23 protein-coding genes are annotated in these 23,699 nt (G+C 64.0%); 12 read left to right on the top strand and 11 right to left on the bottom strand.

Annotated elements, in window-relative coordinates; genetic code table 11:
- Positions 1 to 9 precede the first annotated feature (9 nt).
- The gene (locus GJV18_RS13670; RefSeq protein ID WP_160346511.1) at positions 10 to 870 is read left to right on the top strand and encodes a DUF72 domain-containing protein; all 861 of its coding nucleotides are present in this window, start codon (positions 10 to 12) and stop codon (positions 868 to 870) included.
- A gap of 7 nt (positions 871 to 877) precedes the next feature.
- On the opposite strand, the gene GJV18_RS13665 is transcribed toward GJV18_RS13670, so the two are convergent.
- Positions 878 to 1,642: a hypothetical protein gene (locus GJV18_RS13665; RefSeq protein WP_233280174.1), complete on the bottom strand. Its 765-nt coding sequence runs from the start codon at positions 1,640 to 1,642 to the stop codon at positions 878 to 880.
- Between the two features lie 106 nt (positions 1,643 to 1,748).
- Here GJV18_RS13665 and GJV18_RS13660 point away from each other — a divergent pair, with 106 nt between their 5' ends.
- A complete protein-coding gene (locus GJV18_RS13660; RefSeq protein WP_160346510.1) occupies positions 1,749 to 2,531 on the top strand; it encodes a class I SAM-dependent methyltransferase in 783 nt (260 codons plus the stop codon).
- On the opposite strand, the gene GJV18_RS13655 is transcribed toward GJV18_RS13660, so the two are convergent.
- On the bottom strand, positions 2,528 to 3,163 hold the full coding sequence (locus GJV18_RS13655; RefSeq protein WP_160346508.1) for a TetR/AcrR family transcriptional regulator: 636 nt from the start codon (positions 3,161 to 3,163) through the stop codon (positions 2,528 to 2,530). The genes GJV18_RS13660 and GJV18_RS13655 overlap by 4 nt on opposite strands.
- Positions 3,164 to 3,253: 90 nt before the next feature.
- Between GJV18_RS13655 and GJV18_RS13650 the strand changes: the two genes are divergently transcribed.
- The 5 genes from GJV18_RS13650 to recX all read left to right on the top strand — a co-directional run bounded on the left by GJV18_RS13650 (position 3,254) and on the right by recX (position 9,629).
- On the top strand, positions 3,254 to 4,357 hold the full coding sequence (locus GJV18_RS13650; protein ID WP_160346506.1) for an efflux RND transporter periplasmic adaptor subunit: 1,104 nt from the start codon (positions 3,254 to 3,256) through the stop codon (positions 4,355 to 4,357).
- Positions 4,358 to 4,362: 5 nt separating this feature from the next.
- Positions 4,363 to 7,434 (top strand): efflux RND transporter permease subunit, encoded by a 3,072-nt coding sequence (locus GJV18_RS13645; RefSeq protein WP_160346504.1) that lies wholly within the window; start codon positions 4,363 to 4,365, stop codon positions 7,432 to 7,434.
- 77 nt (positions 7,435 to 7,511) lie between these two features.
- The gene (locus GJV18_RS13640) at positions 7,512 to 8,024 is read left to right on the top strand and encodes a CinA family protein (protein ID WP_160346502.1); all 513 of its coding nucleotides are present in this window, start codon (positions 7,512 to 7,514) and stop codon (positions 8,022 to 8,024) included.
- Positions 8,025 to 8,112: 88 nt separating this feature from the next.
- Positions 8,113 to 9,150: a recombinase RecA gene (gene recA, locus GJV18_RS13635; protein ID WP_160346500.1), complete on the top strand. Its 1,038-nt coding sequence runs from the start codon at positions 8,113 to 8,115 to the stop codon at positions 9,148 to 9,150.
- A gap of 11 nt (positions 9,151 to 9,161) precedes the next feature.
- The gene (recX, locus tag GJV18_RS13630) at positions 9,162 to 9,629 is read left to right on the top strand and encodes a recombination regulator RecX (RefSeq protein WP_160346498.1); all 468 of its coding nucleotides are present in this window, start codon (positions 9,162 to 9,164) and stop codon (positions 9,627 to 9,629) included.
- A 134-nt stretch (positions 9,630 to 9,763) separates the two neighbouring features.
- On the opposite strand, the gene GJV18_RS13625 is transcribed toward recX, so the two are convergent.
- The gene (locus tag GJV18_RS13625; protein ID WP_160346497.1) at positions 9,764 to 10,834 is read right to left on the bottom strand and encodes an LOG family protein; all 1,071 of its coding nucleotides are present in this window, start codon (positions 10,832 to 10,834) and stop codon (positions 9,764 to 9,766) included.
- Positions 10,835 to 10,925: 91 nt separating this feature from the next.
- Entirely contained in the window at positions 10,926 to 12,329 is a 1,404-nt protein-coding gene (locus GJV18_RS13620) for an MBL fold metallo-hydrolase RNA specificity domain-containing protein (protein WP_160346495.1), read from the bottom strand.
- Positions 12,330 to 12,454: 125 nt separating this feature from the next.
- Between GJV18_RS13620 and GJV18_RS13615 the strand changes: the two genes are divergently transcribed.
- Both GJV18_RS13615 and GJV18_RS13610 read left to right on the top strand, forming a co-directional pair.
- Positions 12,455 to 14,857: a phosphoketolase family protein gene (locus GJV18_RS13615; RefSeq protein WP_160346494.1), complete on the top strand. Its 2,403-nt coding sequence runs from the start codon at positions 12,455 to 12,457 to the stop codon at positions 14,855 to 14,857.
- Positions 14,858 to 14,923: 66 nt separating this feature from the next.
- Positions 14,924 to 15,124 carry a hypothetical protein gene (locus tag GJV18_RS13610; protein WP_160346492.1) on the top strand — a complete coding sequence of 67 codons (201 nt, stop codon included), beginning with the start codon at positions 14,924 to 14,926 and terminating at the stop codon, positions 15,122 to 15,124.
- Positions 15,125 to 15,126: 2 nt separating this feature from the next.
- On the opposite strand, the gene GJV18_RS13605 is transcribed toward GJV18_RS13610, so the two are convergent.
- Complete coding sequence (locus tag GJV18_RS13605) at positions 15,127 to 15,528, bottom strand: PA3611 family quorum-sensing-regulated virulence factor (protein WP_160346490.1); 402 nt, start codon at positions 15,526 to 15,528, stop codon at positions 15,127 to 15,129.
- A 363-nt stretch (positions 15,529 to 15,891) separates the two neighbouring features.
- Between GJV18_RS13605 and GJV18_RS13600 the strand changes: the two genes are divergently transcribed.
- Positions 15,892 to 16,608 (top strand): tRNA-uridine aminocarboxypropyltransferase, encoded by a 717-nt coding sequence (locus GJV18_RS13600; RefSeq protein WP_160346488.1) that lies wholly within the window; start codon positions 15,892 to 15,894, stop codon positions 16,606 to 16,608.
- On the opposite strand, the gene GJV18_RS13595 is transcribed toward GJV18_RS13600, so the two are convergent.
- The gene (locus GJV18_RS13595; RefSeq protein ID WP_160346486.1) at positions 16,550 to 17,506 is read right to left on the bottom strand and encodes a DMT family transporter; all 957 of its coding nucleotides are present in this window, start codon (positions 17,504 to 17,506) and stop codon (positions 16,550 to 16,552) included. The genes GJV18_RS13600 and GJV18_RS13595 overlap by 59 nt on opposite strands.
- A gap of 140 nt (positions 17,507 to 17,646) precedes the next feature.
- Between GJV18_RS13595 and erdR the strand changes: the two genes are divergently transcribed.
- Positions 17,647 to 18,297, top strand: a complete 651-nt coding sequence (gene erdR, locus GJV18_RS13590) for a response regulator transcription factor ErdR (protein WP_160346484.1) — start codon at positions 17,647 to 17,649, stop codon at positions 18,295 to 18,297.
- A gap of 5 nt (positions 18,298 to 18,302) precedes the next feature.
- Here erdR and GJV18_RS13585 read toward each other — a convergent pair whose 3' ends face one another.
- Positions 18,303 to 19,229, bottom strand: coding sequence for a LysR family transcriptional regulator (locus GJV18_RS13585; protein WP_160346482.1), 927 nt, complete (start codon positions 19,227 to 19,229; stop codon positions 18,303 to 18,305).
- A gap of 108 nt (positions 19,230 to 19,337) precedes the next feature.
- On the opposite strand from GJV18_RS13585, the gene fpr reads away from it, so the two are divergent.
- Positions 19,338 to 20,117 (top strand): ferredoxin-NADP reductase, encoded by a 780-nt coding sequence (gene fpr / locus GJV18_RS13580; protein WP_160346480.1) that lies wholly within the window; start codon positions 19,338 to 19,340, stop codon positions 20,115 to 20,117.
- A gap of 59 nt (positions 20,118 to 20,176) precedes the next feature.
- On the opposite strand, the gene GJV18_RS13575 is transcribed toward fpr, so the two are convergent.
- From GJV18_RS13575 to GJV18_RS13560, 4 genes are all read right to left on the bottom strand, one after another.
- Positions 20,177 to 21,502: a GGDEF domain-containing protein gene (locus tag GJV18_RS13575; protein ID WP_160346478.1), complete on the bottom strand. Its 1,326-nt coding sequence runs from the start codon at positions 21,500 to 21,502 to the stop codon at positions 20,177 to 20,179.
- An 81-nt stretch (positions 21,503 to 21,583) separates the two neighbouring features.
- On the bottom strand, positions 21,584 to 22,000 hold the full coding sequence (locus GJV18_RS13570; protein ID WP_160346476.1) for a VOC family protein: 417 nt from the start codon (positions 21,998 to 22,000) through the stop codon (positions 21,584 to 21,586).
- 117 nt (positions 22,001 to 22,117) lie between these two features.
- On the bottom strand, positions 22,118 to 22,810 hold the full coding sequence (gene tsaA / locus GJV18_RS13565) for a tRNA (N6-threonylcarbamoyladenosine(37)-N6)-methyltransferase TrmO (protein ID WP_160346474.1): 693 nt from the start codon (positions 22,808 to 22,810) through the stop codon (positions 22,118 to 22,120).
- Between the two features lie 41 nt (positions 22,811 to 22,851).
- On the bottom strand, positions 22,852 to 23,622 hold the full coding sequence (locus GJV18_RS13560) for an SDR family oxidoreductase (protein WP_160346472.1): 771 nt from the start codon (positions 23,620 to 23,622) through the stop codon (positions 22,852 to 22,854).
- Positions 23,623 to 23,699 lie beyond the last annotated feature (77 nt).

Genomic DNA, 23,699 nt, shown 5'->3' with positions numbered 1-23,699 from the left:
TGCACATTGATGTTGCCCTATTTTCTTGGTTGCCCGTCCTGGAGCGAGCCGGCCTGGCGTGGCTCGCTCTACCCTGAAGGCAGCTCCAGCACCCATTTTCTTGCCCTGTACGCTGGCCTGTTCAATGCCGTTGAAGGCAATACCACTTTCTATGCCGACCCCTCGGCGGCCAGTGTGGCGCGTTGGGCCCAGCAGATGCCGGCGCATTTCCGCTTCTGCGCCAAACTGCCGCGCCGCATCAGTCATGCCGCCGATCTGCGCGAGCAGCTCGACCCGGCCCAGGCATTTCGCAAACTACTGGCGCCGCTGGGTGCGCGGGTCACGCCTTACTGGTTGCAGTTGCCGGCCAGCTTCGGCCCGCAGCGCTTGCCCGAGCTGATCGGCTTTATCGAGCCCTGGTCGGCCGGGGAGCTGGCGGTCGAAGTACGTCATCCGGCGTTTTTCGCCCGGGATGAGGAAGAGCGCCGGCTTAACCGGCTGCTGCATGAACGCGGCATCGAACGCATCTGCCTGGACTCCCGGGCGCTGTTCAGCTGCACCTCGCGCGATGCGGCGGTGCTGCACGCCCAGGCCAAGAAGCCGCGTCTGCCGCCACGTCCGACAGCCTTTAGCCAGGCCCCGCAGCTGCGCTTTATTGGGCACCCCGAATTGCCGGCCAATGACCCCTTTATGCGGCCCTGGCTGGACAAGGTGGCGGCCTGGATCGAAGTGGGGCGAACGCCTTATGTGTTTCTGCATACCGCAGACAATCGCCTGGCTCCGCAGCTGGCGCAGCGCTTTCATGGGCAGCTGATGGCGCGCTTGCCCGGCTTGCCGGCGTTGCCCGAGTGGCCGGAATGCGTGTCGCAGGCGCAGCTGGGGCTGTTATAGGCGCAGGTTAGCGCTGGGCCAGCAGCAGGTCGGCGGCCTGGCCGCTGCGGCCATCGCTGAAGTCGAAACGCCCCAGCTGGGCGATTTCATCATAGGCCCCCAGCGCCATCTTGACGTCGCGGGCCTCCAGGTGGATGGCGCTGACCCCGGCCTGGCCCAGGCTCTGGGTGCTTTGCCGGCCCTGGGCATCGAAGCGCAGCAGCAGGAGCTGATCGAAGATGGCGTCGGCGGCGTCGATGCGACCATCCTGGTTGTCGTCAAATTTACTCAGCTCGGCAAAGCCATTGGCGGCGCCGTGTTGATCGCCGAACAGCTCGCGGCCATTGTCGATGCGTCTATTGCCGTTGCGATCCCAGGCCAGCAGGGCGTCGTCGCCGGTGGGCACGCTGATCTGCTCGGAGCGGCCATCACCATCGAGGTCGAACTGCACCGGGCGTTGCAACCCGCTGGTGCTGAAGCCGTTACCGGCCAGATCCAGCACAAGCGGGTCGGTTTTCTGCGGCTGTGCCGGGGCGCTGATATTCAGCTCCAGTTCGCGCTGCGCCACCACCTGCTCGAAAGCACTGGCCTGGCTGGCAATAGCGGGTGGTTCTGCGCTGGACTCGGCAGCGGGGGGCGGTGTGGATGAGGGCTCGTCCTGCTCGATCATCAGGGTGCGGCGCAGGATCTGGTAGTCCAGGGAGGCGCGCTTGCCTTCATCCAGGGTCTGGTCGATTGAATCGTGGTGGGCGGGCGAGGGGTTGGCCCGTGGTGCGGAAAGAACATCGAACATGGCGAACTCGTTGCGGCTCTGGGCTGCCGGGTCTGGCAAAATGCCGCCTGTATAGGCTATCGGCCATTTCGCCAGCCAATTGAGTGTTTTTTGAGCATATTTTCTGATGACTGATGTTGGGCATATAACCAGAGTCCGGGTCGAGGCCCTGGCCGATCACCTGCAGATCGCCGCCGCAGCCTGGGCAAAACGCCTGGATTTACCACTGGACGGCGACAGCGAGTTTGCCCTGCAGCTGGGCGAGGCAGGCTTGCAGCTGGTCGAACTCGGCCCCCAGGCGCCGGGACCGGTGCGGGTGGACTTTGTCGAAGGCGCGCTGGCCCATCGGCGTCAGTTCGGCGGTGGCAGTGGGCAGATGATTGCCAAGGCCGTGGGGATTGCCCCTGGTGTGCGTCCGCGGGTGCTGGATGCCACGGCGGGCCTGGGACGCGATGCCTTTGTCCTGGCCAGCCTGGGTTGTCATATGACCCTGATCGAGCGTCAGCCGCTGATCGCCGCGCTGCTGGACGATGGCCTGGCGCGGGCCGCCCGGGATGCCGAGGTGGCGGGTATTGTGGCGCGCATGCAGCTGTTGACCGGCAATGCCATCGAGTTGATGGCCGCCTGGCAGGGCGAGCCGCCCCAGGTGATCTACCTGGACCCCATGTTCCCGCATCGTGACAAGAGTGCGCTGGTGAAAAAGGAAATGCGCCTGTTCCGCCCCTTTGTCGGCGACGACCTGGATGCGCCGGCGCTGCTGCAAGCGGCCCTGGCACTGGCCAGCCACCGGGTGGTGGTCAAGCGCCCACGCAAGGCGCCGCCCATTGACGGCGTCAAGCCGGGCTATGTGCTGGAGGGCAAATCCAGCCGCTACGATATCTATCCGAAGAAAAAGCTCACAGCCGATTAAGCCTGATAGGCGCGCAGAAATACCTGCACCGCTTCCTGCACATGCTGTTCGGCGGCATCTCCCTCCAGTGCCGGGGAGCAGCCAATCAGCAGGCGGAAATTGGCCCCGCCCTTGATCAGGCAGAAGAACTGGTCGGCGGCACCTGCCGGGTTGGCGATACGCAGCTTGCCGGCCTGGTTAGCCTGCCTGAGCAGATGCTCCATCTCGTTGAGCACGCGCTGGGGCCCGGCGTCGAAGAACATCTTCGACAGCTTGGAGTCCTGGGCCGCCAGGCTGATCATCAGGCGATGCAGCTCCACCGATTCGCGGCTGTTTATCAGGCGGTGGAAGCCGCGACCGATATTCAGCAGCACCGTTTCTATCGGTGTCTCCGCTGGCAGCTCGAACAGCAACTCCGGCAACTGCTCCTCGCACTTGGACTTCACCGCAGCGGCGAACAGGGTCTCCTTGTCGGTGAAATGGCTGTACACCGTGAGCTTGGATACTCCAGCTTCGGCGGCGATCGCATCCATGCTGCTGCCGTCATAACCATTGCTGAGGAAGAGGGTCTTGGCCGCTTCCAGAATGGCCTGGCGCTTGGCCAGATCCTTGGGGCGGCCGGGGCCGCTGGGTGGCAACACTTTGTTTGACATGGCTCGTTTTAATACTGGACTGATGAGTTTGCTATTTTTACTATACCTGTCAGTTCAAATATTCCATAGCCTCCACAAAGGTTAGTCATCATGTTTCGTCATGCCCTGTCTGTCGCGTTGCCTGCCAGTCTAATTGCGTTGCTTGCCGCCTGTGGCAACGGTGAGTCGACCGAGGTCGCCGTGCGTCCGGCCATGGTGGTGCAGCCGCAGCTGTCGGCTGAACTGATGGATGCCTACCCGGGCGAGGTGCGGGCACGGCTGGAGCCGGAACTGGCTTTCCGTATCGGCGGCAAGGTGGCCAAGCGCCTGGTGGAGGTGGGTGAGCGGGTAAAGAAGGATCAGCCCCTGGCTGAACTGGACCCCCAGGATGTGCGCCTGCAGCTGGAGGCCATGCGGGCCCAGGTGGCGGCGGCCGAGGCCAATCTGCAGACGGTGCGCGCCGAGCGTGAACGCTACAAGACCCTGCTGGCGCGCAACCTGGTCAGTCGCTCGCAGTACGACAATACCGAGAATCTCTATCGCGCCGGCGAGGCCCGCCTCAAGCAGGTGCGCGCCGAATTCAACGTGGCCAACAACCAGGCCGGCTATGCCGTGCTGCGTGCTTCGGATAACGGCGTGGTGGCCCGCCGCATGGTGGAAGTGGGGCAGGTGGTGGCGGCCGGACAAACGGTCTTCACCCTGGCTGCCGATGGCGAGCGCGAGGTACTGATCAGTCTGCCGGAGCAAGCCTTCGAGCGCTTCAAGGTGGGCCAGGAGGTCGCGGTGGAGCTCTGGTCGCAACCGGATCAGCGTTTTCCCGGCCGTATCCGCGAGATGTCGCCGGCGGCCGATCCGCAGTCGCGCACCTTTGCCGCCCGCGTGGCCTTCAGCGCCGGAGATACCCCGGCCGAGCTGGGCCAGAGCGCCCGGGTGTTTATCGCCCACAACGGCGAAGTGCCCTTGGCAGTGCCGCTGTCGGCCCTGAGCGCCGAGCAGGGTCAGCCCTATGTCTGGGTGGTCGATCCCGCAGACTCCAGTCTCAAGCGCAGGCTGGTGCGTATTGGTGCCTTCGGCGACAAGACCGTGCCGGTGCTGGAAGGCCTTGATGCCAGCGATTGGGTGGTGGCCGCTGGTGTGCAGGTATTGCGTGAAGGACAGCGCGTGCGCCCGGTGGATCGGGACAACCGCACCGTGCAGCTGGCGGCCAAGGAGTAAGCCTGATGGATTTCAACCTGTCCGCCTGGGCCCTGCGCAACCGTCAGATCGTGCTCTATCTTATGCTGCTGCTGGCCGTGGTCGGCGCACTGTCCTACACCAAGCTGGGCCAGAGCGAAGACCCGCCCTTCACCTTCAAGGCCATGGTGGTACGCACCAACTGGCCGGGGGCGAGCGCCGAAGAGGTGGCGCGCCAGGTCACCGAGCGGATCGAAAAGAAGCTGATGGAGACCGGCGAGTACGACAAGATCGTCTCGTTTTCCCGCCCCGGCGAGTCCCAGGTGACCTTTATCGCCCGTGACTCCATGCGTTCCAAGGAGATTCCCGACCTCTGGTATCAGGTGCGCAAGAAGGTCAGCGATATCCGCCATACCCTGCCGCCGGGTATCCAGGGGCCATTTTTCAACGACGAATTCGGCACCACCTTCGGCAATATCTACGCCCTGACAGGCGAGGGCTTCGACTACGCGGTGCTCAAGGACTACGCCGATCGCATCCAGCTGCAGCTGCAGCGGGTCAAGGATGTGGGCAAGGTGGAGCTGCTCGGTCTGCAGGACGAGAAGATCTGGATCGAGCTGTCCAATACCAAGCTGGCCACCCTGGGCCTGCCGCTGGCCGCTGTTCAGCAGGCGCTGGAAGAGCAGAACGCGGTGGCGGCCGCGGGTTTCTTTGAAACCGCCACGGATCGCGTCCAGCTGCGCGTGACCGGGCGTTTCCAGACGGTACAGGAAATTCGCGATTTCCCCATTCGCGTGGCCGAGCGCACCTTCCGCATCGGTGATGTGGCCGAGGTCAAGCGCGGCTTCAACGATCCGCCCGCGCCGCGCATGCGCTTTATGGGTGAGGATGCCATCGGTCTGGCCGTGTCGATGAAGGCCGGCGGCGATATTCTGGTCCTGGGCAAGGCCCTGGAAGGCGAGTTCGCGCGCTTGCAGGAAACCCTGCCGGTGGGCCTGCAGCTGCGCAAGGTGTCCGACCAGCCGGCGGCGGTGAAAACCGGTGTGGGCGAATTCGTCCGGGTGCTGACCGAGGCGGTGATCATCGTCCTGCTGGTGAGCTTCTTCTCCCTGGGTTTGCGTACCGGCCTGGTGGTGGCGCTGTCGATACCCCTGGTCTTGGCAATGACTTTTGCCAGCATGTATTACCTGGGGATTGGCTTGCACAAGATTTCCCTCGGCGCCCTGGTGCTGGCGCTGGGGCTGATGGTGGATGACGCGATCATTGCCGTGGAGATGATGGCGATCAAGATGGAACAGGGCTATGACCGGCTCAAGGCCGCCAGCTTCGCCTGGACCAGCACCGCCTTTCCCATGCTCACCGGCACCCTGATCACCGCAGCAGGCTTTCTGCCGATTGCCACCGCGCAATCCGGCACCGGTGAATACACCCGTTCGATCTTCCAGGTGGTGGCCATTGCCCTGCTGGTGTCCTGGATCGCGGCGGTCATCTTCGTGCCCTATCTGGGGGCCAAGCTGCTGCCGGATCTGGCCAAGTTACATGCGGCCAAGCATGGCGGTGCTGACGATGGCCATGACCCCTACGCCACGCCCTTCTATCAGCGCGTGCGCAGCGCCGTGCAGTGGTGCGTGCGCCGGCGCAAGACGGTCATCCTGCTGACCATCGGTCTGTTCGTGGCGTCCATCCTGCTGTTCCGTTTCGTGCCCCAGCAGTTCTTCCCGGCTTCCGGGCGTCTGGAACTGATGGTTGACCTGAAGCTGGAGGAGGGTGCGTCCCTGGTTGCGACCGAGGCCCAGGTCAAGCGTCTGGAGCAAATGCTCAACCAGCACGAAGGCATCGACAACTATGTGGCCTATGTCGGCACCGGCTCGCCGCGTTTCTACCTGCCGCTGGATCAACAGCTGCCGGCGGCCAGTGTGGCGCAGTTCGTGGTCCTGGCGAAAAGCATCGAGGAGCGCGAGCAGATTCGTCTGTGGCTGATCGACACCCTGCATGAGCAGTTCCCGACCCTGCGTACCCGTATCTCGCGCCTGGAGAACGGCCCGCCGGTGGGTTATCCGGTGCAGTTCCGGGTTTCCGGCGAGCATATCGACGAGGTGCGCCAGCTGGCCCGTCAGGTGGCCGACAAGGTGCGTGACAACCCCCATGTGACCAATGTGCACCTGGACTGGGAAGAGCCGAGCAAGTCCGTGCGCCTGAATATCGACCAGGAGCGCGCCCGTGCTCTGGGTGTCAGCACCGCCGATCTGTCGCGCTTCTTGCAGAGCTCCCTGACCGGCTCGCCGGTCAGCCAGTACCGCGAAGGCAACGAGCTGATCGAGATCCTGCTGCGCGGCACCGTCAGCGAACGCACCGAGCTGGGCCTGCTGCCGAGCCTGGCGGTGCCCACCGACAGCGGCAAGAGCGTGCCCCTGGCGCAGATCGCCACCCTGGAGTACGGCTTCGAGGAAGGCATCATCTGGCACCGCAACCGTTTGCCCACCGTGACTGTGCGCGCCGACGTCTATGGCGACGAGCAGCCGGCCAGCCTGGTCAAGCAGATCCTGCCGACCCTGGAGCCGATTCGCGCGGTGCTGCCGGATGGCTACCAGCTGGAGGTGGGTGGCACCGTGGAAGATTCCAGTCGCGGGCAGAAGTCGGTCAACGCCGGTGTGCCGCTGTTTGTCGTGGTGGTGCTGACCCTGCTGATGCTGCAGCTCAAGAGCTTCTCGCGCTCGGCCATGGTGTTCCTCACCGCGCCCCTGGGTCTGATCGGTGTGACCCTGTTCCTGCTGATCTTCCGCCAGCCTTTCGGTTTCGTTGCCATGCTTGGCACCATTGCCTTGGCGGGGATGATCATGCGCAACTCGGTGATCCTGGTGGACCAGATCGAGCAGGATATCGCCGCCGGTCTGGATCGCTGGCAGGCCATCATCGAGGCCACGGTGCGGCGCTTCCGGCCCATCGTGCTGACCGCCCTGGCTGCGGTGCTGGCGATGATCCCGCTGTCGCGCAGTGTGTTCTTCGGCCCCATGGCCGTGGCCATCATGGGCGGTCTGATCGTGGCCACGGCCCTGACCCTGTTGTTCCTGCCGGCACTCTATGCGGCCTGGTTCCGGGTCAAGGAGCCGGCGCACTGAGTCTGCGGTGACAAGCCCATCGGGCACTTGTAAGGTACGGCCAGAAGCCCGTTCGGGCCGTACCCTGCGAGATGCCCATGTCCCCTTCCGATGATCGACTGAGTGAGCTGGCCGCCTGTCTGGGCCAGGCCCTGCAACGGGCTGGCGCCCAGGTCAGCTGCGCCGAATCCTGTACCGGCGGCGGCATCGCCGAAGCCATTACCCGCATTCCGGGTAGCTCGGCCTGGTTCGAGGCCGGTTACGTCACCTATTCCAATGCGCAGAAAACCCGCCAGCTGGATGTGCCCGCCGAACTGTTCGGCCGCGTCGGCGCAGTCAGTCGCGAGGTGGTCGAAGCCATGGTGCGCGGTGCTCAGCAGCACAGCGGAGCGCGTTATGCGGTGGCGGTCAGCGGTGTGGCCGGCCCCGACGGTGGCTCGGCTGAGAAACCCGTGGGCACCGTATGGCTGGCCTGGGGCGATGGCCCACAGCTGTTTAGCCAGTGTCGCCAGTTCAGCGGCGATCGCCAGGCAGTCCGCCGACAAACGGTCGAGGCCGCGCTAGAGGGGCTGCTGCGCCTGTTGGCAGAGGAAAATCCAAATGCGGGGTAGGCGGGCGACTTGCCCTGTGGAATAATACTGTCTACTTATACAGTTGTTGGTGGCCGCTGGGGCCCGCAGGAAATAGACGAGGATACCGATGGACGAGAACAAGAAGCGCGCCTTGGCTGCTGCCCTGGGCCAGATCGAGAAGCAATTCGGCAAGGGCGCGGTGATGCGCATGGGCGACCATGAGCGTCAGGCGATTCCCGCCATCTCCACCGGTTCCCTGGGCCTGGACATCGCCCTCGGCATTGGCGGCCTGCCCAAGGGCCGTATCGTTGAAATCTACGGCCCGGAGTCCTCGGGTAAAACCACCCTGACCCTGTCGGTCATCGCCGAAGCGCAGAAGCTTGGCGCCACCTGTGCCTTCGTCGATGCCGAACACGCCCTCGACCCGGATTACGCCGGCAAGCTCGGCGTGAATGTCGACGACCTGCTGGTCTCGCAGCCGGACACCGGCGAGCAGGCCCTGGAAATCACCGACATGCTGGTGCGCTCCAACGCCATCGACGTGATCATCGTCGACTCCGTGGCAGCCCTGGTGCCCAAGGCGGAAATCGAAGGGGAGATGGGCGACATGCACGTGGGCCTGCAGGCCCGTCTGATGAGCCAGGCCCTGCGCAAGATCACCGGCAACATCAAGAATGCCAACTGCCTGGTGATCTTTATCAACCAGATCCGCATGAAGATCGGCGTGATGTTCGGCTCTCCGGAAACCACCACCGGTGGTAACGCGCTGAAATTCTACGCCTCGGTGCGTCTGGATATCCGCCGTACCGGCGCGGTAAAGGAAGGCGACGAGGTGGTGGGCAGCGAAACCCGGGTCAAGGTGGTGAAGAACAAGGTGGCGCCGCCCTTCCGTCAGGCCGAGTTCCAGATTCTCTATGGCAAGGGCATCTACCGTAACGGCGAGATCATCGACCTGGGCGTGCAGCTGGGCCTGCTGGAAAAATCCGGCGCCTGGTACAGCTACCAGGGCAACAAGATCGGTCAGGGCAAGGCCAACTCGGCCAAGTACCTGGAAGACAACCCGGAAGTGGCCCGCACCATCGAAGGTCTGATCCGCGAGAAGCTGCTGGTGCCGAGTGGTCCGGCCAAGGCCAGCGCCGATGAGCTGGCTGAAGCGGACGCCTGATCAGTATTGGCATGACGAGCCTGCTGGATAACCCCGTCGCCGTGCGACGGGCGGCCATGGATCTGTTGGCACGGCGTGAGCATGGACGGGTGGAGCTGACCCGTAAATTGCGTCAGCGCGGCGCCCCGGATGAGTTGATCGAAGCAGCCCTCGAGCGCCTGACGCAAGAGGGATTGCTGTCCGAAGCGCGTTATCTGCAAGCCTATATTGCCTACAAGGCCCGCGCCGGTTACGGCCCTCTGCGCATCCGTGAGGCGCTGAGCCAGCGTGGCCTCAATCGGGGCGATATCGAACAGGCACTGCGCGAGGCACAGGTCGACTGGAGCGAGCAGCTACAGCAGGTCTGGCAGCGCAAGTTCGCAGCTGCACTGCCCCGTGATCCCCGTGAGCGCGCCAAGCAGGTGCGTTTTCTCAGTTATCGAGGTTATCCGTCCGATCTGGTCGCGCGCCTGTTGCGCGGCTGTCTGGATGATGACTGAGCTATTTCCCTGCGCGGCGCTAAAGCGCCAGCAGCCCCGGTCTCGGCACTGCGCTGCTTGGCCCAGGGTGCAGGAACCCGCTTGCTGGCGATCAAGGGCAAGCGAGCAGCGCCGGAACGTCAGCTCACTGGCCCCTAGGCCCAGTGCTGCGGATCGTTAAGCAGATCCAGCAGCTCCCGCAGGCGGCCATGATCCCGGCCGTTGAAGGCAAATACCAGGCGGGTCAGGTCGCACAGTTCCGGTTCATCACGCTCCGCCTCGCTGCGGGCCTGTTGCTGGAAGTCACCACTCTTGCACAGGCTGGCGAACTGCTGGTTGACCAGCTGCACGGCGCTGGCGCTTAGGGCATGGTTGAGGCGAATGACGAAGCGGCCCTCCAGCCAGCGGCTGGAGTGGAAGTTGCGGTAGAAACGGGCGATTTCCTCGGTGGCTTCTTCGGCGCTGTGCACCAGGCGCAGCAGGCGCAGGTCACCTGGCAGGATATAGCCGTTATCCCGTAGCTGGCTGGCGATAAATTCCAGGGCCTTTTCCCAGAAGCTGCCACCCGGTTGATCGAGCAATACCACCGGCACCAGCGGGCTCTTGCCGGTCTGGATCAGGGTCAGCACCTCCAGGGCTTCGTCCAGAGTGCCGAAGCCACCCGGGCAGAGCACCAGGGCGTCGGCTTCCTTGACGAAGAACAGCTTGCGCAGAAAGAAGAAGTGGAAGGGCAGCAGATTGCCACTGCCCTGCACCGTGGCATTGGGGTTCTGCTCGAAGGGCAGCACGATATTGAAGCCCAGGCTGTTTTCCAGCCCTGCACCTTCATGGGCGGCGGCCATGATGCCGCCTCCGGCACCGGTGATCACCATCAGCTCATGTCTGGCCAGGGCGGCCCCCAGCTCCCGGGCCAGGGCGTAGAGCGGGTGGTCTTTGGGGGTACGGGCCGAGCCGAACACCGTGACCTTGCGGCGGCGTTTGAACGATTCCAGGGCGCTGAAGGCATGCTCCATTTCGCGCAGGGTCTGCAGCATGATCTTGGCGTCCCAGCGGCTGCGGTCTGCCTGGGCCATATGCACCACGGTGCTGAGCATCTCGCGGTACAGCGGCAGGTTGGGGCTGCCAGGCGGGGTGACCAGGGTGCTCAGCTCTTCCAGCTTGGTATTCAGGTCGGTGCCGCTGGTTTGAAAATGTCGCGACAGGTAGTCGTCGGCTTCATAGGGCATGGCTTATCTCCTGCTGTGGCCGCGACACCATCCTGTGCGCGGCCTGATCCTCAGTATGGCTGCTTGCAAGCTGCCAGGGGCTGGGACGTTCTCACAGGGCGATTTGTTCACCGGGTTCGGGAATATTGGCGATCCAGTTCAGACGCTCACGCAGGGCCTGCTGCAGCACCTGCATCTTCTCCAGTTCGCCATGCACCAGATACAGCTCCGGATGGTGGTCGAAATGGCTGACCCAGTCGATCAGCTGCGACTGCCCGGCATGGGCCGAGAAGCCGCCCAGGGTGTGGATCTTGGCTTTTACCGCGATGCGCTGGTGCAGAACCTTGATGTTTTCCGCGCCGTCGACAATGGCCCGCCCCGGAGTGCCGCGGGCCTGGAAACCGGGGAAGATCACATGGCAGTCACTGCGCCAGAGGTTGTGCTTGAAATGGTGGCTGATGCGCCCGCCGGTGCACATGCCGCTGCCGGCAATGATGATGGCACCGCTCTTGATGCGGTTGATCGCCATGGATTCATCCGGTGTGGGGGTGCAGCGCAGGATCGGTAGCCAGTCCTCGATGCGCTTGAAGCCCTTGCTCTGGAAAACCGCCTTGTCCTGTGGGTCGAACTGTTCGTGAAAACGCGAGTAGATGGCATTGGCGCGGATCGCCATGGGGCTGTCGAGGAAGACAGCCTGCTGCGGCAGGCGACCCTCCTGGTAGAAACGTCCGAGGTAGAAGATCAGGTCCTGGGTGCGGCCCACGGCAAAGGATGGGATCAGCACATTACCGCCGTCGCGGTGAGCCTGCTGCAGGATTTCCGCCAGCTCGTCCAGGGTGTCTTCGCTGCAGCGATGATCGCGGTCGCCGTAGGTGGACTCCATCAGTACCACATCGGCCCGGCTCAGGGTGCTGGGGTTATGCATCAGGGGTGAGCAGGTGTTGCCCAGGTCGCCGGAAAACACCAGGCGGCGGGTCAGGTGATGATCCTGCACGGCAATTTCGACAATGGCCGAGCCGAGAATATGCCCGGCGTCATGGAAGGTCACCTGCACGCCCTTGGCCACTTCACGGGGTTCGGCATAGCCCATGGCCTGGCGTTGGCTCAGGGCCTGCTCGGCATCGGCGGTGGTGTACAGCGGGCTGATCGGCGGCTTGCCCATGCGCGCGCGCCACTTGTTTTCCCACTCGGCGTCTTTTTCCTGGAGAAAGGCCGCGTCCAGCAGCATCAGCTCCATCAGCTCACAGGTGGCTTCGGTGGCGAAGATCGGCCCGCGATAACCGGCTGCCGCCAGCTTGGGCAACAGGCCGGTATGGTCGATATGAGCATGGGAGATCACCACTGCATCCAGAGCCAATGGGTCGAAGGCGAAGGGCTCGCGGTTGCCTTCCTGTTCCTCCCGACGGCCCTGGCGCATGCCGCAGTCGAGTAGCACCTTGGCGCCGTCGCGGCTTTCGATCAGGTAGCTGGAACCGGTCACTTGCTGGATTGCGCCGAGAAAGTTGAGCAGGGCCATGGAGAGTTCCTTGTCGTGTGATAGGGGGTCAGCTTGGGACAAAAGGTCGGTAACGGTCTTGATACAGGTCACGAGGCTTTCCGATCCCGTCATCTAGACTGCGGCGAAGCCAAGGAGAGTGCCTTATGACCCAGTTATTCCCCAATGCTGCCGCACTGGACGAGCATGCCGCTGAACAACCGCTATTTGCCCAGTGGCAGCAAGGCTATGGTCCCCTCAAGCATAGTCCGCAGACCTGCGCAGCGGTTTATCGTCTGGCCCATCAGCTGGTCAGTGGTGGTGTGCAGCCGGATCTGGCGACCGTCTATCGACACCTGATTGCCCTGGATCGTCTCAGCGCTGCCGGTCTCTGGCTGGTGGCGCATATGACTTACGCCCGCCGCGTGCGCCTGGATGGTCAGGCGCTGCAGGCCGAGGATTTCAAGCCCGTGCCTGAAGGGCATACCGGTGGCGCCCTGAATATGGTGCCGGCCTATGCCGCTTACCTGGCGCTGAACAACCTCACCGGCGAAACCCGTGGCTGGCTGATGGGGCAGGGCCATTGCGTGGCGGCCATCGAGGCGCTCAATCTGCTGGTGGCCAACCAGCACCCCGAGCAGGCCCGGCGCTACCCCTTCAGTGAAGCCGGCATGAGCTCTCTGGTCAGTGATTTCTACAGCTACGCACAGAACGCCCAGGGTCAGGTCAGCATCCCCCTTGGCAGTCACGTTAACCCGCACACGGCCGGTGGGATTGCCGAGGGCGGCTACCTGGGCTTTGCCGAACTGCAGTACAGCCATATGCCGTTGCCGGGGGAGAAGCTGGTGGCCTTTCTCTCCGATGGCGCGGCCGAGGAACAGCGCGGCAGCGACTGGATGCCGCGCTGGTGGCGTGCCGAGGACTGCGGCGTGGCCCTGCCGGTGATGATCGCCAATGGCCGGCGCATCGAGCAGCGCACCCAGTTGGGCACTCCGGATGGCCTGGAGGATTTTCGCGAGCACCTGCGCCAATGTGGGTTTGACCCGTTGAGTTTCGATGGCCGCGATCCGGCTGCCTTTGTCTGTGCCCTGTGGGAGATGGAGCAGCGCCTTGAGCATCGGGTGCAGGAGCTGCACAACGGGGTGATCGGTTACCCACTGCCGATGCCCTATGGCATTGCCGAAACCACCAAGGGCTTTGGTTTTTATGGCGCCGGCAGCAACGCCGCGCACAACCTGCCGCTGCCGGCCAGCCCCTATGCCGATGCTGCCGCTCGTGAGCTGTTCAATCAGCATGTCGCGCCGCTCTGGGTGGCGCCTGCCGAACTGGAACAGGCCTGCGCGCTGTTCGCCCGGCGCGGTCAGCGGCCGCTGGAGCGCGACAATGTGCTGGCTCAGCGTCAGCCAGCGCTGCCGAACATGCCGGCGCTGCATTATGCGCAGCAGACCTGCTCACCCATGGCGGCCCTGGATCGCTTTTTTGTCGATCTGGTGCGAGCCAATCCGCAGCTCAGGCCACGGGTCGGCAACCCCGATGAGCTGGCCAGCAACCGCTTGGGCGGCGTGCTCAAGGCGCTGCGGCATCGGGTGATCAGTCCGGAGAGCGAGCTGGAAGCCCTGGATGGCGCCATTATCACCGCCCTCAACGAGGAGGCCGTGGTCTCGGCCTGCCTGGCCAATCAGGGCGGGCTGAATCTGCTGGCCAGCTACGAAGCCTTCTGCGTGAAGATGCTTGGCGCGGTGCGCCAGAGCCTGATCTTCGCCCGCCAGCAGAAGGAGGTCGGGCGTCCCGCCGGCTGGCTGGGCTGGCCTCTGGTGGCCACCTCCCATACCTGGGAGAACGGCAAGAACCAGCAGTCCCACCAGGACACCACCTTCTGTGAAGCCCTGCTCGGTGAGATGAGCGATATGATCCGGGTGCTGTTTCCGGCTGACCACAACTCGGCTCTGGCGTTGCTGCCGGCGATCTATCAGAGCCGCGGCACCCTGGCCTGCATGGTCATCGCCAAGCGCGACAGGCCGTTTTCGTTCAGCCCGCAGCAGGCCGAGCAACTGGCCCGCGAGGGTGCCATCCAGGTGGCCGAGCAGGGTGCCGGGCAGCCCTTGCTGCTGATTGCCAATGGCAGCTATCAACTGGCTGAACTGCAGCGTGCTGCCGCTCGTCTGAGCGTCGCCGGCCTGGCCTGGCGTCTGATTTACTTACAGGAGCCGGGGCGTTTCCGGGCGCCGCGTGATCGCTGGGAGCAGCAGGTGGCGGCCGACGGCGAGTGTGTCCAGCGACTGTTCCCGGGTGAGTGTCGCCAGCGTCTGCTGCTGACCCATATGCGGCCGGAAGTGGCCCGCGGGCATCTGTGGCCGATTCTGGGCGATGCGGTCAACAGCCGGGTGCTGGGCTACATCAATCGTGGCGGCACCCTGGATGAGGCCGGCATGCTGTTTGCCAATGGCTGCAGCTGGGTGCATGTGCTGCAGGCCGCTGCCGAGCTGCGTGGTGTGCCCGTGGCAAGCCTGCTGCAGGCCGAGGAGCTGGCTGTGCTGCGAGGGCAGGGCGATCCGCGCTGCCTGCGCTGACAGGCTGTTGAGGTGGTAGGGCGCCATGGCCAAGGGGGCCGTGGCGTTGGGATAGGAGGGGCAGGTATGCCTAAGTTGACCCTGGATGTGGAGCTGGAGCTATACCGTCTGCTGCAGCAGGCGGCCCGCAGCAATCAGCTGAGCCTGGAGGATGAGTGCGTTAGGCGCCTGGAAGGTGGCGTCAGGCGTTCGCACTATATGGAGGCCTTGCTGGCGGATCTGCGTGCCGACGATGAGCAGCGCCGCACTCAACAGGGCAGCGGCTGAGCTTATTCCAGGCCGCAGTCGGTTTTGCTGAAACGCTCGTTGGTCACCGGGCGATTGCTTTTGTATTCGCTGAATTCGTAGCGCAGGGTGGCGCCCTGGGCCAGCAGTCGGCGAAATCCCGGGTTGCGGCATACGCTTTCACTCAGCTGAGCGCGTACCAGATCCGGGTTGCCGCGCATCTTGCCGGCATGTTCGCTGCGTACGCTCAGGTGGTTGATCAGTTCATGGCCCTCCACGCTGTAGCCCTTATCGAGAATGTCCGCATTGATCGCTCGCGGTGTGCCCTGGTTGCTCTGCTGGGCGACCTGCGCCAGCAGCTTGCTGAGTTCGAAGTCCTGCAGCGTGGTGCCTTGGGCCAGCAGGGGCAGGGACAGGCAAAGGGTCAGGGCAGTCAGGCGTCGCATGGGCATCTCCACTGTCAGTACGCCGATTCGACCTGGGCCGGGCGCTTGAGGTTCATTACGGCCTATCTTAGCGGCCGGCGCTGGCGGCAGTCATGATTCGCGTGCTCTGCTAGCAGGCCGTTGAAAAACGTAGGCGAGGCAGGCAAGACAAGGCGAAAACGGCCGAAAAAGCGCAGTTTACGTGTTGTAAATGAGCATTTGATTCGCTTCGCTCACCCCTTCGGGGCCGCACTAAAGTGCGTTCAGCCTTCGGCTGTGAGGCCGTTTTCAACGCAGTATTGCCAACGTAGGTAGTTTTTCAACGGCCTGCTAGACTGCGCGCCCCGCGAATCTGTCACTGCTTGCCCTCCAGGTGCATTTCCCATGAGCCATGCCGTTGCCCGTCTGCGCGCCGCCCGTCTGGCCCGCAGCGTCAAACCCTTTGTCGCCCGGGGCAGCAAATCCCAGCGTTGCCCGCAGTGTCGGGTGATTCCAAGCCACTGCCTGTGCGCCTGGCGTCCGCAAGTGCCGGCGAATTCGGCCATGTGCCTGCTGATGCACGATGTGGAGGCGCTCAAGCCGAGCAATACCGGCTGGTTGATTGCCGATGTGGTGCAGGACACCTCGGCCTTCGGCTGGTCGCGGATCGAGGTGGACGCGGCTTTGCCGGCGCTACTGAATGACCCGCAGTGGCAGCCCTATCTGGTGTTTCCCGGGGAATATGCGGCCCCCGAGCGGGTGGTCAGCGAGGTGCGACCAGCGGCGGGCAAGCGGCCGTTGTTCGTGCTGCTGGATGCCACCTGGACCGAAGCACGCAAGATGTTTCGCAAGAGCCCCTATCTGGATCACCTGCCGGTGCTCAGCCTGCAGCCCGAGCAGCTGTCGCGCTACCGTCTGCGCCGCTCCAAGCGCGACGACCACCTGTGTACCGCCGAGGTGGCCGCGTTATGCCTGGAACTGGCCGGCGACGAACGCGCGGCCGAGGCCTTGGATGCCTATCTGGACGTATTCAGCCAGCATTATCTGGCGGCCAAGCGCCAGCTCAGCCTTGACTTGGACGATGCGCTACATCGGCGTCTGCAGCCCTTTCTGCAGCCTTAGGCGGCGTTGCCTGGGGCACCGGGCGCGGCCATAGCTGGGCCAGGAGCATGCCGGCAAACATCAGGGCGCAACCGAAATAGCCCTTGAGATCCAGCGACTCACCCAGCATCCAGGCCCCGGCAACGGCCGCGAACACCGCCTCCAGGGAAAAAATGATCGCCGCGTGGGAGGCAATCGCATCCTTCTGCGCCACCACCTGCAGGGTAAAGCCCACGGCCACGCCGAGGATACCGCCGTAGAGCAGGGCCGGCCCTGCGGCGAGAATGGCCTGCAGGCTGATTTCCTCCAGCACCAGGGCGAGGATCAGGCTGATCGCTGAGCAGGTGGCGAACTGCACCACCGCCAGGCGCAGCGGGTCGTGACGGCTGGCGAAGAACCCCACCAGCAGCACATGAATACCCCAGACAAAGGCCCCGGCCAGTTGCAGCCAGTCGCCGGAGGCCACCACAAAGCCTTCGCCGACGCTGAGCAAGAACATGCCCACCACCGCCAGGCAGGCCCCCAGCCAGATGCCCAGGCCGGTCTTGTGGCCGATAAACAGGCCCAGCAGCGGGACCACGATCACATACAGACCGGTGATAAAGCCGGAGTTGGTCACAGTGGTGAACAGCAGGCCGACCTGCTGCAGATTGATGCCCAGTGCCAGGGCCAGGCCCATCAGCACCCCGCCACGCAGCAGTTGGCGGTTGAGCTTGGGCACGGGGGCAGTCTGGCGGTTGCGTTTTTCCAGCCAATGGATGACTGGCAGCAGCACGACCACCGCCAGGGCGAAGCGCAAGCCGGTATAGAGGAAGGGGCCGATGGCATCCATGCCGAGGCGTTGCGCGACAAATACCGACCCCCAGATCATGGCGGTCAGTAGCATCAGCAGGTCGGCGCGCAGGGTGTTGCTTCGCATTTTCTATACTCGTTTGGGCAAAGCGGCGACTTTGCCGCAAAGTATCGAACTTGACCACCCCGTCACGTCTCGGCATGCTGAGGCGCTTTTTGCCTGGGCCAGCGCGGCTGGCCCCATGAATAACAAGAACAGGATCTGCCATGGCCGCTTTTGAAATCCTGATTGCCGACGATCACCCGCTGTTTCGCAGCGCCCTGCAGCAAGCCCTGACCCTGGGCCTGGGCCCCGATGTGCGGCTGGTGGAAGCCGCCAGTATCGCCGAGCTGGAGGCTCAGCTGGCGCAGAAGACCGACTGGGATCTGGTCCTGCTCGACCTCAACATGCCTGGCGCCTACGGTTTTTCCGGCTTGGTGCTGCTGCGCGGTCAGTATCCGCAGATTCCCGTGGTGATGGTGTCTGCCCAGGAAGAGGCAGCCGTGGTGGCGCGCTCCCGGGAGTTCGGCGCCAGCGGTTTTATTCCCAAGTCCAGTTCCCTGGAAACCATCCAGCAGGCGGTGCGTCAGGTGCTCGATGGTGAGGTCTGGTGGCCGCAGCAGAGCGACGAAGCCGCGGCCCTGAGTGCCGAGGCCAAGGCCGCCAGCGCCGGCCTGGCGAGCCTGACACCGCAGCAGTTCCGCGTGCTGACCATGGTCTGCGATGGCCTGCTGAACAAGCAGATCGCCTATGAGCTGAGTGTTTCCGAGGCCACGGTCAAGGCCCATGTCACCGCCATCTTCCGCAAGCTCGGGGTGCGTACCCGGACTCAGGCGGCGCTGCTGCTGCAGCAGCTGGAGTCGATTCCCGCCAGCTAAGCCGCTCAGGCAATGCTTGGCAGCACGATCTGGTCACTGCGGCTGACATCGGCTGTCAGCGCCTGGCACAACTCGATAAATTCGCGCATGGCGGCGGTCTGGTATTTCTGCTTATGCCAGATAAACCAGAACTGCCGGCGCAGATCCAGCGCCGGGGTTTCCACCGCCACCAGGCTGCCGCGGCGAAAGGCATCGCGCAGGGCCAGGCGCGAGATGCAGCCGATGCCCAGACCCGACTCCACGGCGCGCTTGATTGCTTCGGTATGTTCCAGCTCCAGGCGGATATTCAGGCCGCCGGGGTGATGGCGCATGGCCTGGTCGAAGGTCAGGCGGGTGCCCGAACCCTGCTCGCGGAGGATCCAGGCCTCGCGGCTCAGCTCCGCCAGGCTGGCCTGCCCCTGACGGGCAAGAGGATGCTGGGGCGCGCAGAACACCACCAGCTCATCCTCAACCCAGGGCAGCACCTCGATGTCCGGGTGCTGGCAGTCGCCCTCGATCAGGCCCATATCCAGCTCGAAGTGGGCGATCTGCTGCACCACATGCGCCGTGTTATGCACCTGCAGGCGCACCCGGCATTCGGGATGGTGCTGCATAAAGCGACCGATCAGCAGGGTGGCCAGGTAGTTGCCCACGGTCAGGGTGGCGCCCAGATTGAGCGAGCCGAAGCCGCTCTTGCCGCCGAGCAGGCGTTCGATTTCCCGGGCCTGGTCGAGCAGGGCCACCGCCTGGGGCAGCAGTTGCAGGCCCAGGGCGTTGAGCAGCAGGCGTTTGCCGGCGCGGTCGAACAGCTGGCAATCGGTCTGCCGCTCCAGTTCGCTCAGCGAGGTGCTGGTTGCCGACTGCGATAGCGCCAGTGAGTCTGCCGCCCGGGAGACATTGCCCTGCTGGGCCACGGCGACAAAAACCTGCAGTTGTCTGAGGGTGAATCGCATATCTATATAACCGATAATCTATATCTTGATAATCAACTTAACAGATATTCTGCGCCCCCCTAGAATCCCCCGCAACCACCTATTCGTCAGTGCTTCTGGGGAACCTGCATGAGCAACCTGAATGTCGAGCGTGTACTCAGCGTGCACCATTGGAACGACACCCTGTTCAGCTTCAAGACCACCCGCAATACCGGGCTGCGCTTCGAGAACGGCCAGTTCGTCATGATCGGCCTGCAGCAGGACAACGGCCGTCCACTGATGCGTGCCTACTCCATCGCCAGCCCCAACTACGAGGAGCACCTGGAGTTCTTCAGCATCAAGGTGCCGGATGGCCCACTGACTTCGCAGCTGCAGCACCTCAAGCCGGGTGATGAGCTGATGGTCAGCCGCAAGCCCACCGGCACCCTGATCCTCGACGACCTGCTGCCGGGCAAGCACCTCTATCTGCTTAGCACCGGTACCGGTCTGGCGCCTTTTATGAGCGTGATCCAGGACCCGGAAACTTATGAGCGCTACGAAAAAGTGGTGCTGGTGCACGGCGTGCGCTACGTCAACGAAGTGGCCTACCGCGAGTTCATCACCGAACACCTGCCGCAGAACGAGTATTTCGGTGAGGCGCTGAAGCAGAAGCTGATCTATTACCCCACGGTGACTCGTGAGGAGTTCGAGAACCAGGGCCGTCTGACCGACCTGATGCGCAGCGGCAAGCTGTTCCGCGACATCGGCCTGCCGCCGATCAATCCCCAGGATGACCGCGCCATGATCTGCGGCAGCCCGAGCATGCTCGACGAGACCAGCGCGGTGCTGGACAGCTTTGGCCTCAGGGTGTCGCCGCGCATGGGCGAACCCGGGGATTACCTGATCGAGCGCGCCTTTGTCGAGAAATAGGCCGCCGCCATAGACAGCAAAATGCCGCTGCGCCTCTTGGGGCCAGCGGCATTTTGCATTCAGCTGGCCAGCTGGTAGCGATTGCCGCCGCTGTTCTTGGCCAGGTACATGGCACTGTCAGCCTGGTTGATCAGCTGTTGCGGGTCAGTGGCATGGGTGGGGTAGAGGGCGATGCCGATGCTCGGACGCACCGGGTGCTGGTAGCCCTTGAGGTCGAACGGATGGTTCAGGGCCTGGCGGATCTTGTCGGCGACCTGGGTGGCGTGGTCGCTGCTATGGAAGTCTTCCAGCAGCACGACAAATTCGTCGCCGGCAAAGCGCGCCACCGTATCCACCTCGCGCAGGCACTGGCGAATGCGTTCGGCCACCTGTTGCAGCAGCAGATCGCCCATGGCGTGGCCCAGGCTGTCGTTGATCAGCTTGAACTTGTCCAGGTCGAGAAACAGCAAAGCCAGTTGCCGCCGTTCGCGGCGTGCCCGGGCCATGGCCTGTTGCAGGCGATCCTGCAGCAGGCTGCGGTTGGGCAGCTGGGTCAGTTGGTCGTACTGGGCCATATGCTGCAGGCGGCTGAGCATGCGCTGGCGCTCGATGGCGGTGCTGATCTGGGTGGCGACGAACTGCAGCAGTTCCTGTTCCCGGCTGCTGTACATCGGCTCAAGGGCATCGCTGTTCAAACTCAGGACGCCGCTGCAGCCGGCCTGGGTATGGCAGGGCACCAGCAGCCAGTTCTGCTGACCCAGATGCGCCGCATCGGCAGCGGTCAGGAGCAGGGGTTGGGTGCTGTTCAGCACCTGCTGGCTGAGTTGATGGACATACTGGCTGTGAATGTCATCCGGCGCGCTGCCAAGGATGGCCAGTTGTTGACCGTCCGGCCCCAGCAGGGCCAGGTTGAAGCGGCTGCTGGGCAACTGCTCGGCGAGGGTGTGTTGCAACTGCTGAAAGAGCTGCTGCTCATCGTCGGCCCGGTGCGCCGCCTCTGCGAGGCGGTAGAGGGCGTTCTGCAGGGATTCACTGCGCTTGCGCTCGGTGATGTCGTGGGCCACGGCGATGCGCACCTGCTGATCATCCGACCAGCGCGCCGACCAGAGAATATGCACGGTGCGCCCATCCTTGCGCACATAGCGGTTCTCGAAAATGGGTTTGGCCGCGCCAGCCATGATCTCCCGGGCAGCGGCCAGGGTGCGGGCGCGATCGTCCGGATGGACCAGCTCGATCATCGGGCGGCCGAGCATTTCCTCCGGGCTGTAGCCGAAAATGCGCTCGCAGGCGGCGCTGACAAAGAGGAAATGCCCTTCCTTGTCGACTACACAGATGGCGTCGAGCAGCATGTCCACCAGATTGTCCGCAGGTACATACTGGCGCGCTGGTGTGTGCGTGTGAGGCATCGACAGGCTCTTGATGACGGGGTTGTGCATAGCTGTAGCGCATGGGCACGCTGACCGCCAGCCTTTTTTCGGGGACGGGGGTTATTTGCCCGGCAACTGGCAGCGCTGCCCGGAAATGGCCGGGTGGTAGAGCGGCTGCACCTTGTTACCGGCCGGGTCGAGCAGATGGAAGCTGTGGGCGCCGTCGCCATGGGCGAAGGGGCGATCGAGCAGGGTCACGCCCTGGGCCTTGAGGTAGTCGTACCAGGCATGCAGGTCCTCGATGCTGTCGACCACGAAGCCGTAGTGATCCACCGCCTGTTCGCCGTGGCTCGGCACCGAGGCGCGGCCCAGGGACAGGTTGTCGTTGCCGCAGGTGAGGTAGACCAGGTCCGGGTTGGCGCGGTGCAGCACCTGCATGCCGAGAATATCGACATAGAAGCGTTCGCAGGCTTCCAGATTGGGCACCAGCAGGGCCAGGTGACGCAGGCCGTTAAGGCGATTGGGGCGGGTCGGCATAATGCTGCTCTCACTTTGTATACAATTTGCATCGAATATAAGACAAAAGTGATTGTGTTGTGTATTGCCTGTTGTCTGGTCGTGGCTGGGTAGCGGCTTCAGGCGTGCTGTCCAAGGTTATTCGTGCGTCAGTTCCAGCACGCAGATATGCCCCGGCTGCGGGTAGTGCCAGTGCACATCCACATCCCACAGACGGGCGCCGTAGCGCCGTTCGGGCAGGGGTTGCTGGTAGGCCGGGCGCGGGTCCTGGGCCAGGCACTGCTCGATCAGTTGTACCAGCGGCTCGCCCAGGCGCCGGCCATGCTGCTCGGCCTGCTCAAGGGCGGCCGGCTGCCAGCTGACCGGTATCAGCGGCGGGGCGCTGGCGGCGATGTCGTTGCGGGCTTCGGCTATGCAGTCGGCGTAGGGCACATAGGGCTTGATATCCAGCACCGGGGTGCCGTCGAGCAGATCGATGCCGGACAGCCACAGCTTGCCGGCCTCGACCCGCTCCAGCCTGACCACCGACTGGCCGATGCCGTTGGGCCTGTGGGTGGCGCGGGTGCTGAATACGCCGACCGACTGGTTGCCGCCCAGGCGCGGCGGGCGCACCTTCAAGCGTGGCTTGTCTTCCAGGGCCTGGTGAAAGAGGAACAGCAGCCAGACATGGCTGACCTGCTCCAGCCCCTGTACCGCCTCACCCGTATCGAAAGGCGCGAGCAGCTCCAGCACGCCCCGGGCGGCCGGCGCCAGTTGCGGCTGGCGGGGAATGGCGAACTTTTCCTTGAAGCAGGAGCGGACAAAGCCGATGGGTGAGACGGAGTAGGACATGGCGGTGTGATCGTCTGGAAAACGCCGCCATCTTACCGTGCTTACAGGTGGAAGCCGCCATCGATGGGGATAATCGCCCCGGTCATATAAGCCCCCGCGGTGCTGGCCAGACTGATGGCCAGGGCGGCCATTTCCGCTTCCCGACCCCAGCGCTGCATGGGAATCAGGGCGCAGTCTGCGGCCATGGCTGCATCATCCTGGGCGATAAACCGGGTCATCTTGCTGGGGAAGCGACCCGGGGCGATGACGTTGACGTTGATATGCTCACCGACCAGTTCCCGGGCCAGCAGGCGCGACAGCTGGTGCAGGGCGGCCTTGCTAGGGCCGTAGGCGTAGGCCTGCTCGCCGTGGCTGCTGATGCCGGCCACCGAGCCGATATTGATCACCCGCGCCGGGTTGGCGGCGCTGCCGGCCTTGCGCAGCAGGGGCAGCAACTGCTGGATGCAGCCAAACACCGAGGTCACGTTGAGCTGCATGACCTTGTCCCAGGCCTTGGCCGGATAAGTCTCCAGTGGGGCGCCCCAGGTGGTGCCGGCGTTGTTGACCAGGATATCCAGCTGGCTGATGTGATCCGCCAGCTGCGTCGCCAGGTGCTGTACGCCTTCTTCGCTGGCCAGGTTGGCGACGATGCCGTGGCAGGTGCCCAGGGCCGACAGCTCGGCGGCAGTCTGGGCGCAGGCCTCGGCATCGCGGGCGCAGACATAAACCGTGGCGCCGGCTTCGACAAAGGCCTTGGCGATCATCAGGCCGATGCCGCGGGTGCCGCCGGTGACCAGGGCGGTGCGGCCCTGCAGGGAAAAATAGGGGTGCATGGCGAGTCCTCAAGGGGGAGAGGCCCTTACCCTAACGCCCTGCCTGCTATCCGGCAGGCACTATTGGCCAGGGTAAT

This window comes from Pseudomonas xionganensis (assembly GCF_009763245.1).
GTDB classification, from domain to species: domain Bacteria; phylum Pseudomonadota; class Gammaproteobacteria; order Pseudomonadales; family Pseudomonadaceae; genus Aquipseudomonas; species Aquipseudomonas xionganensis.
This window is presented reverse-complemented; position numbering and strand designations above follow the sequence as displayed.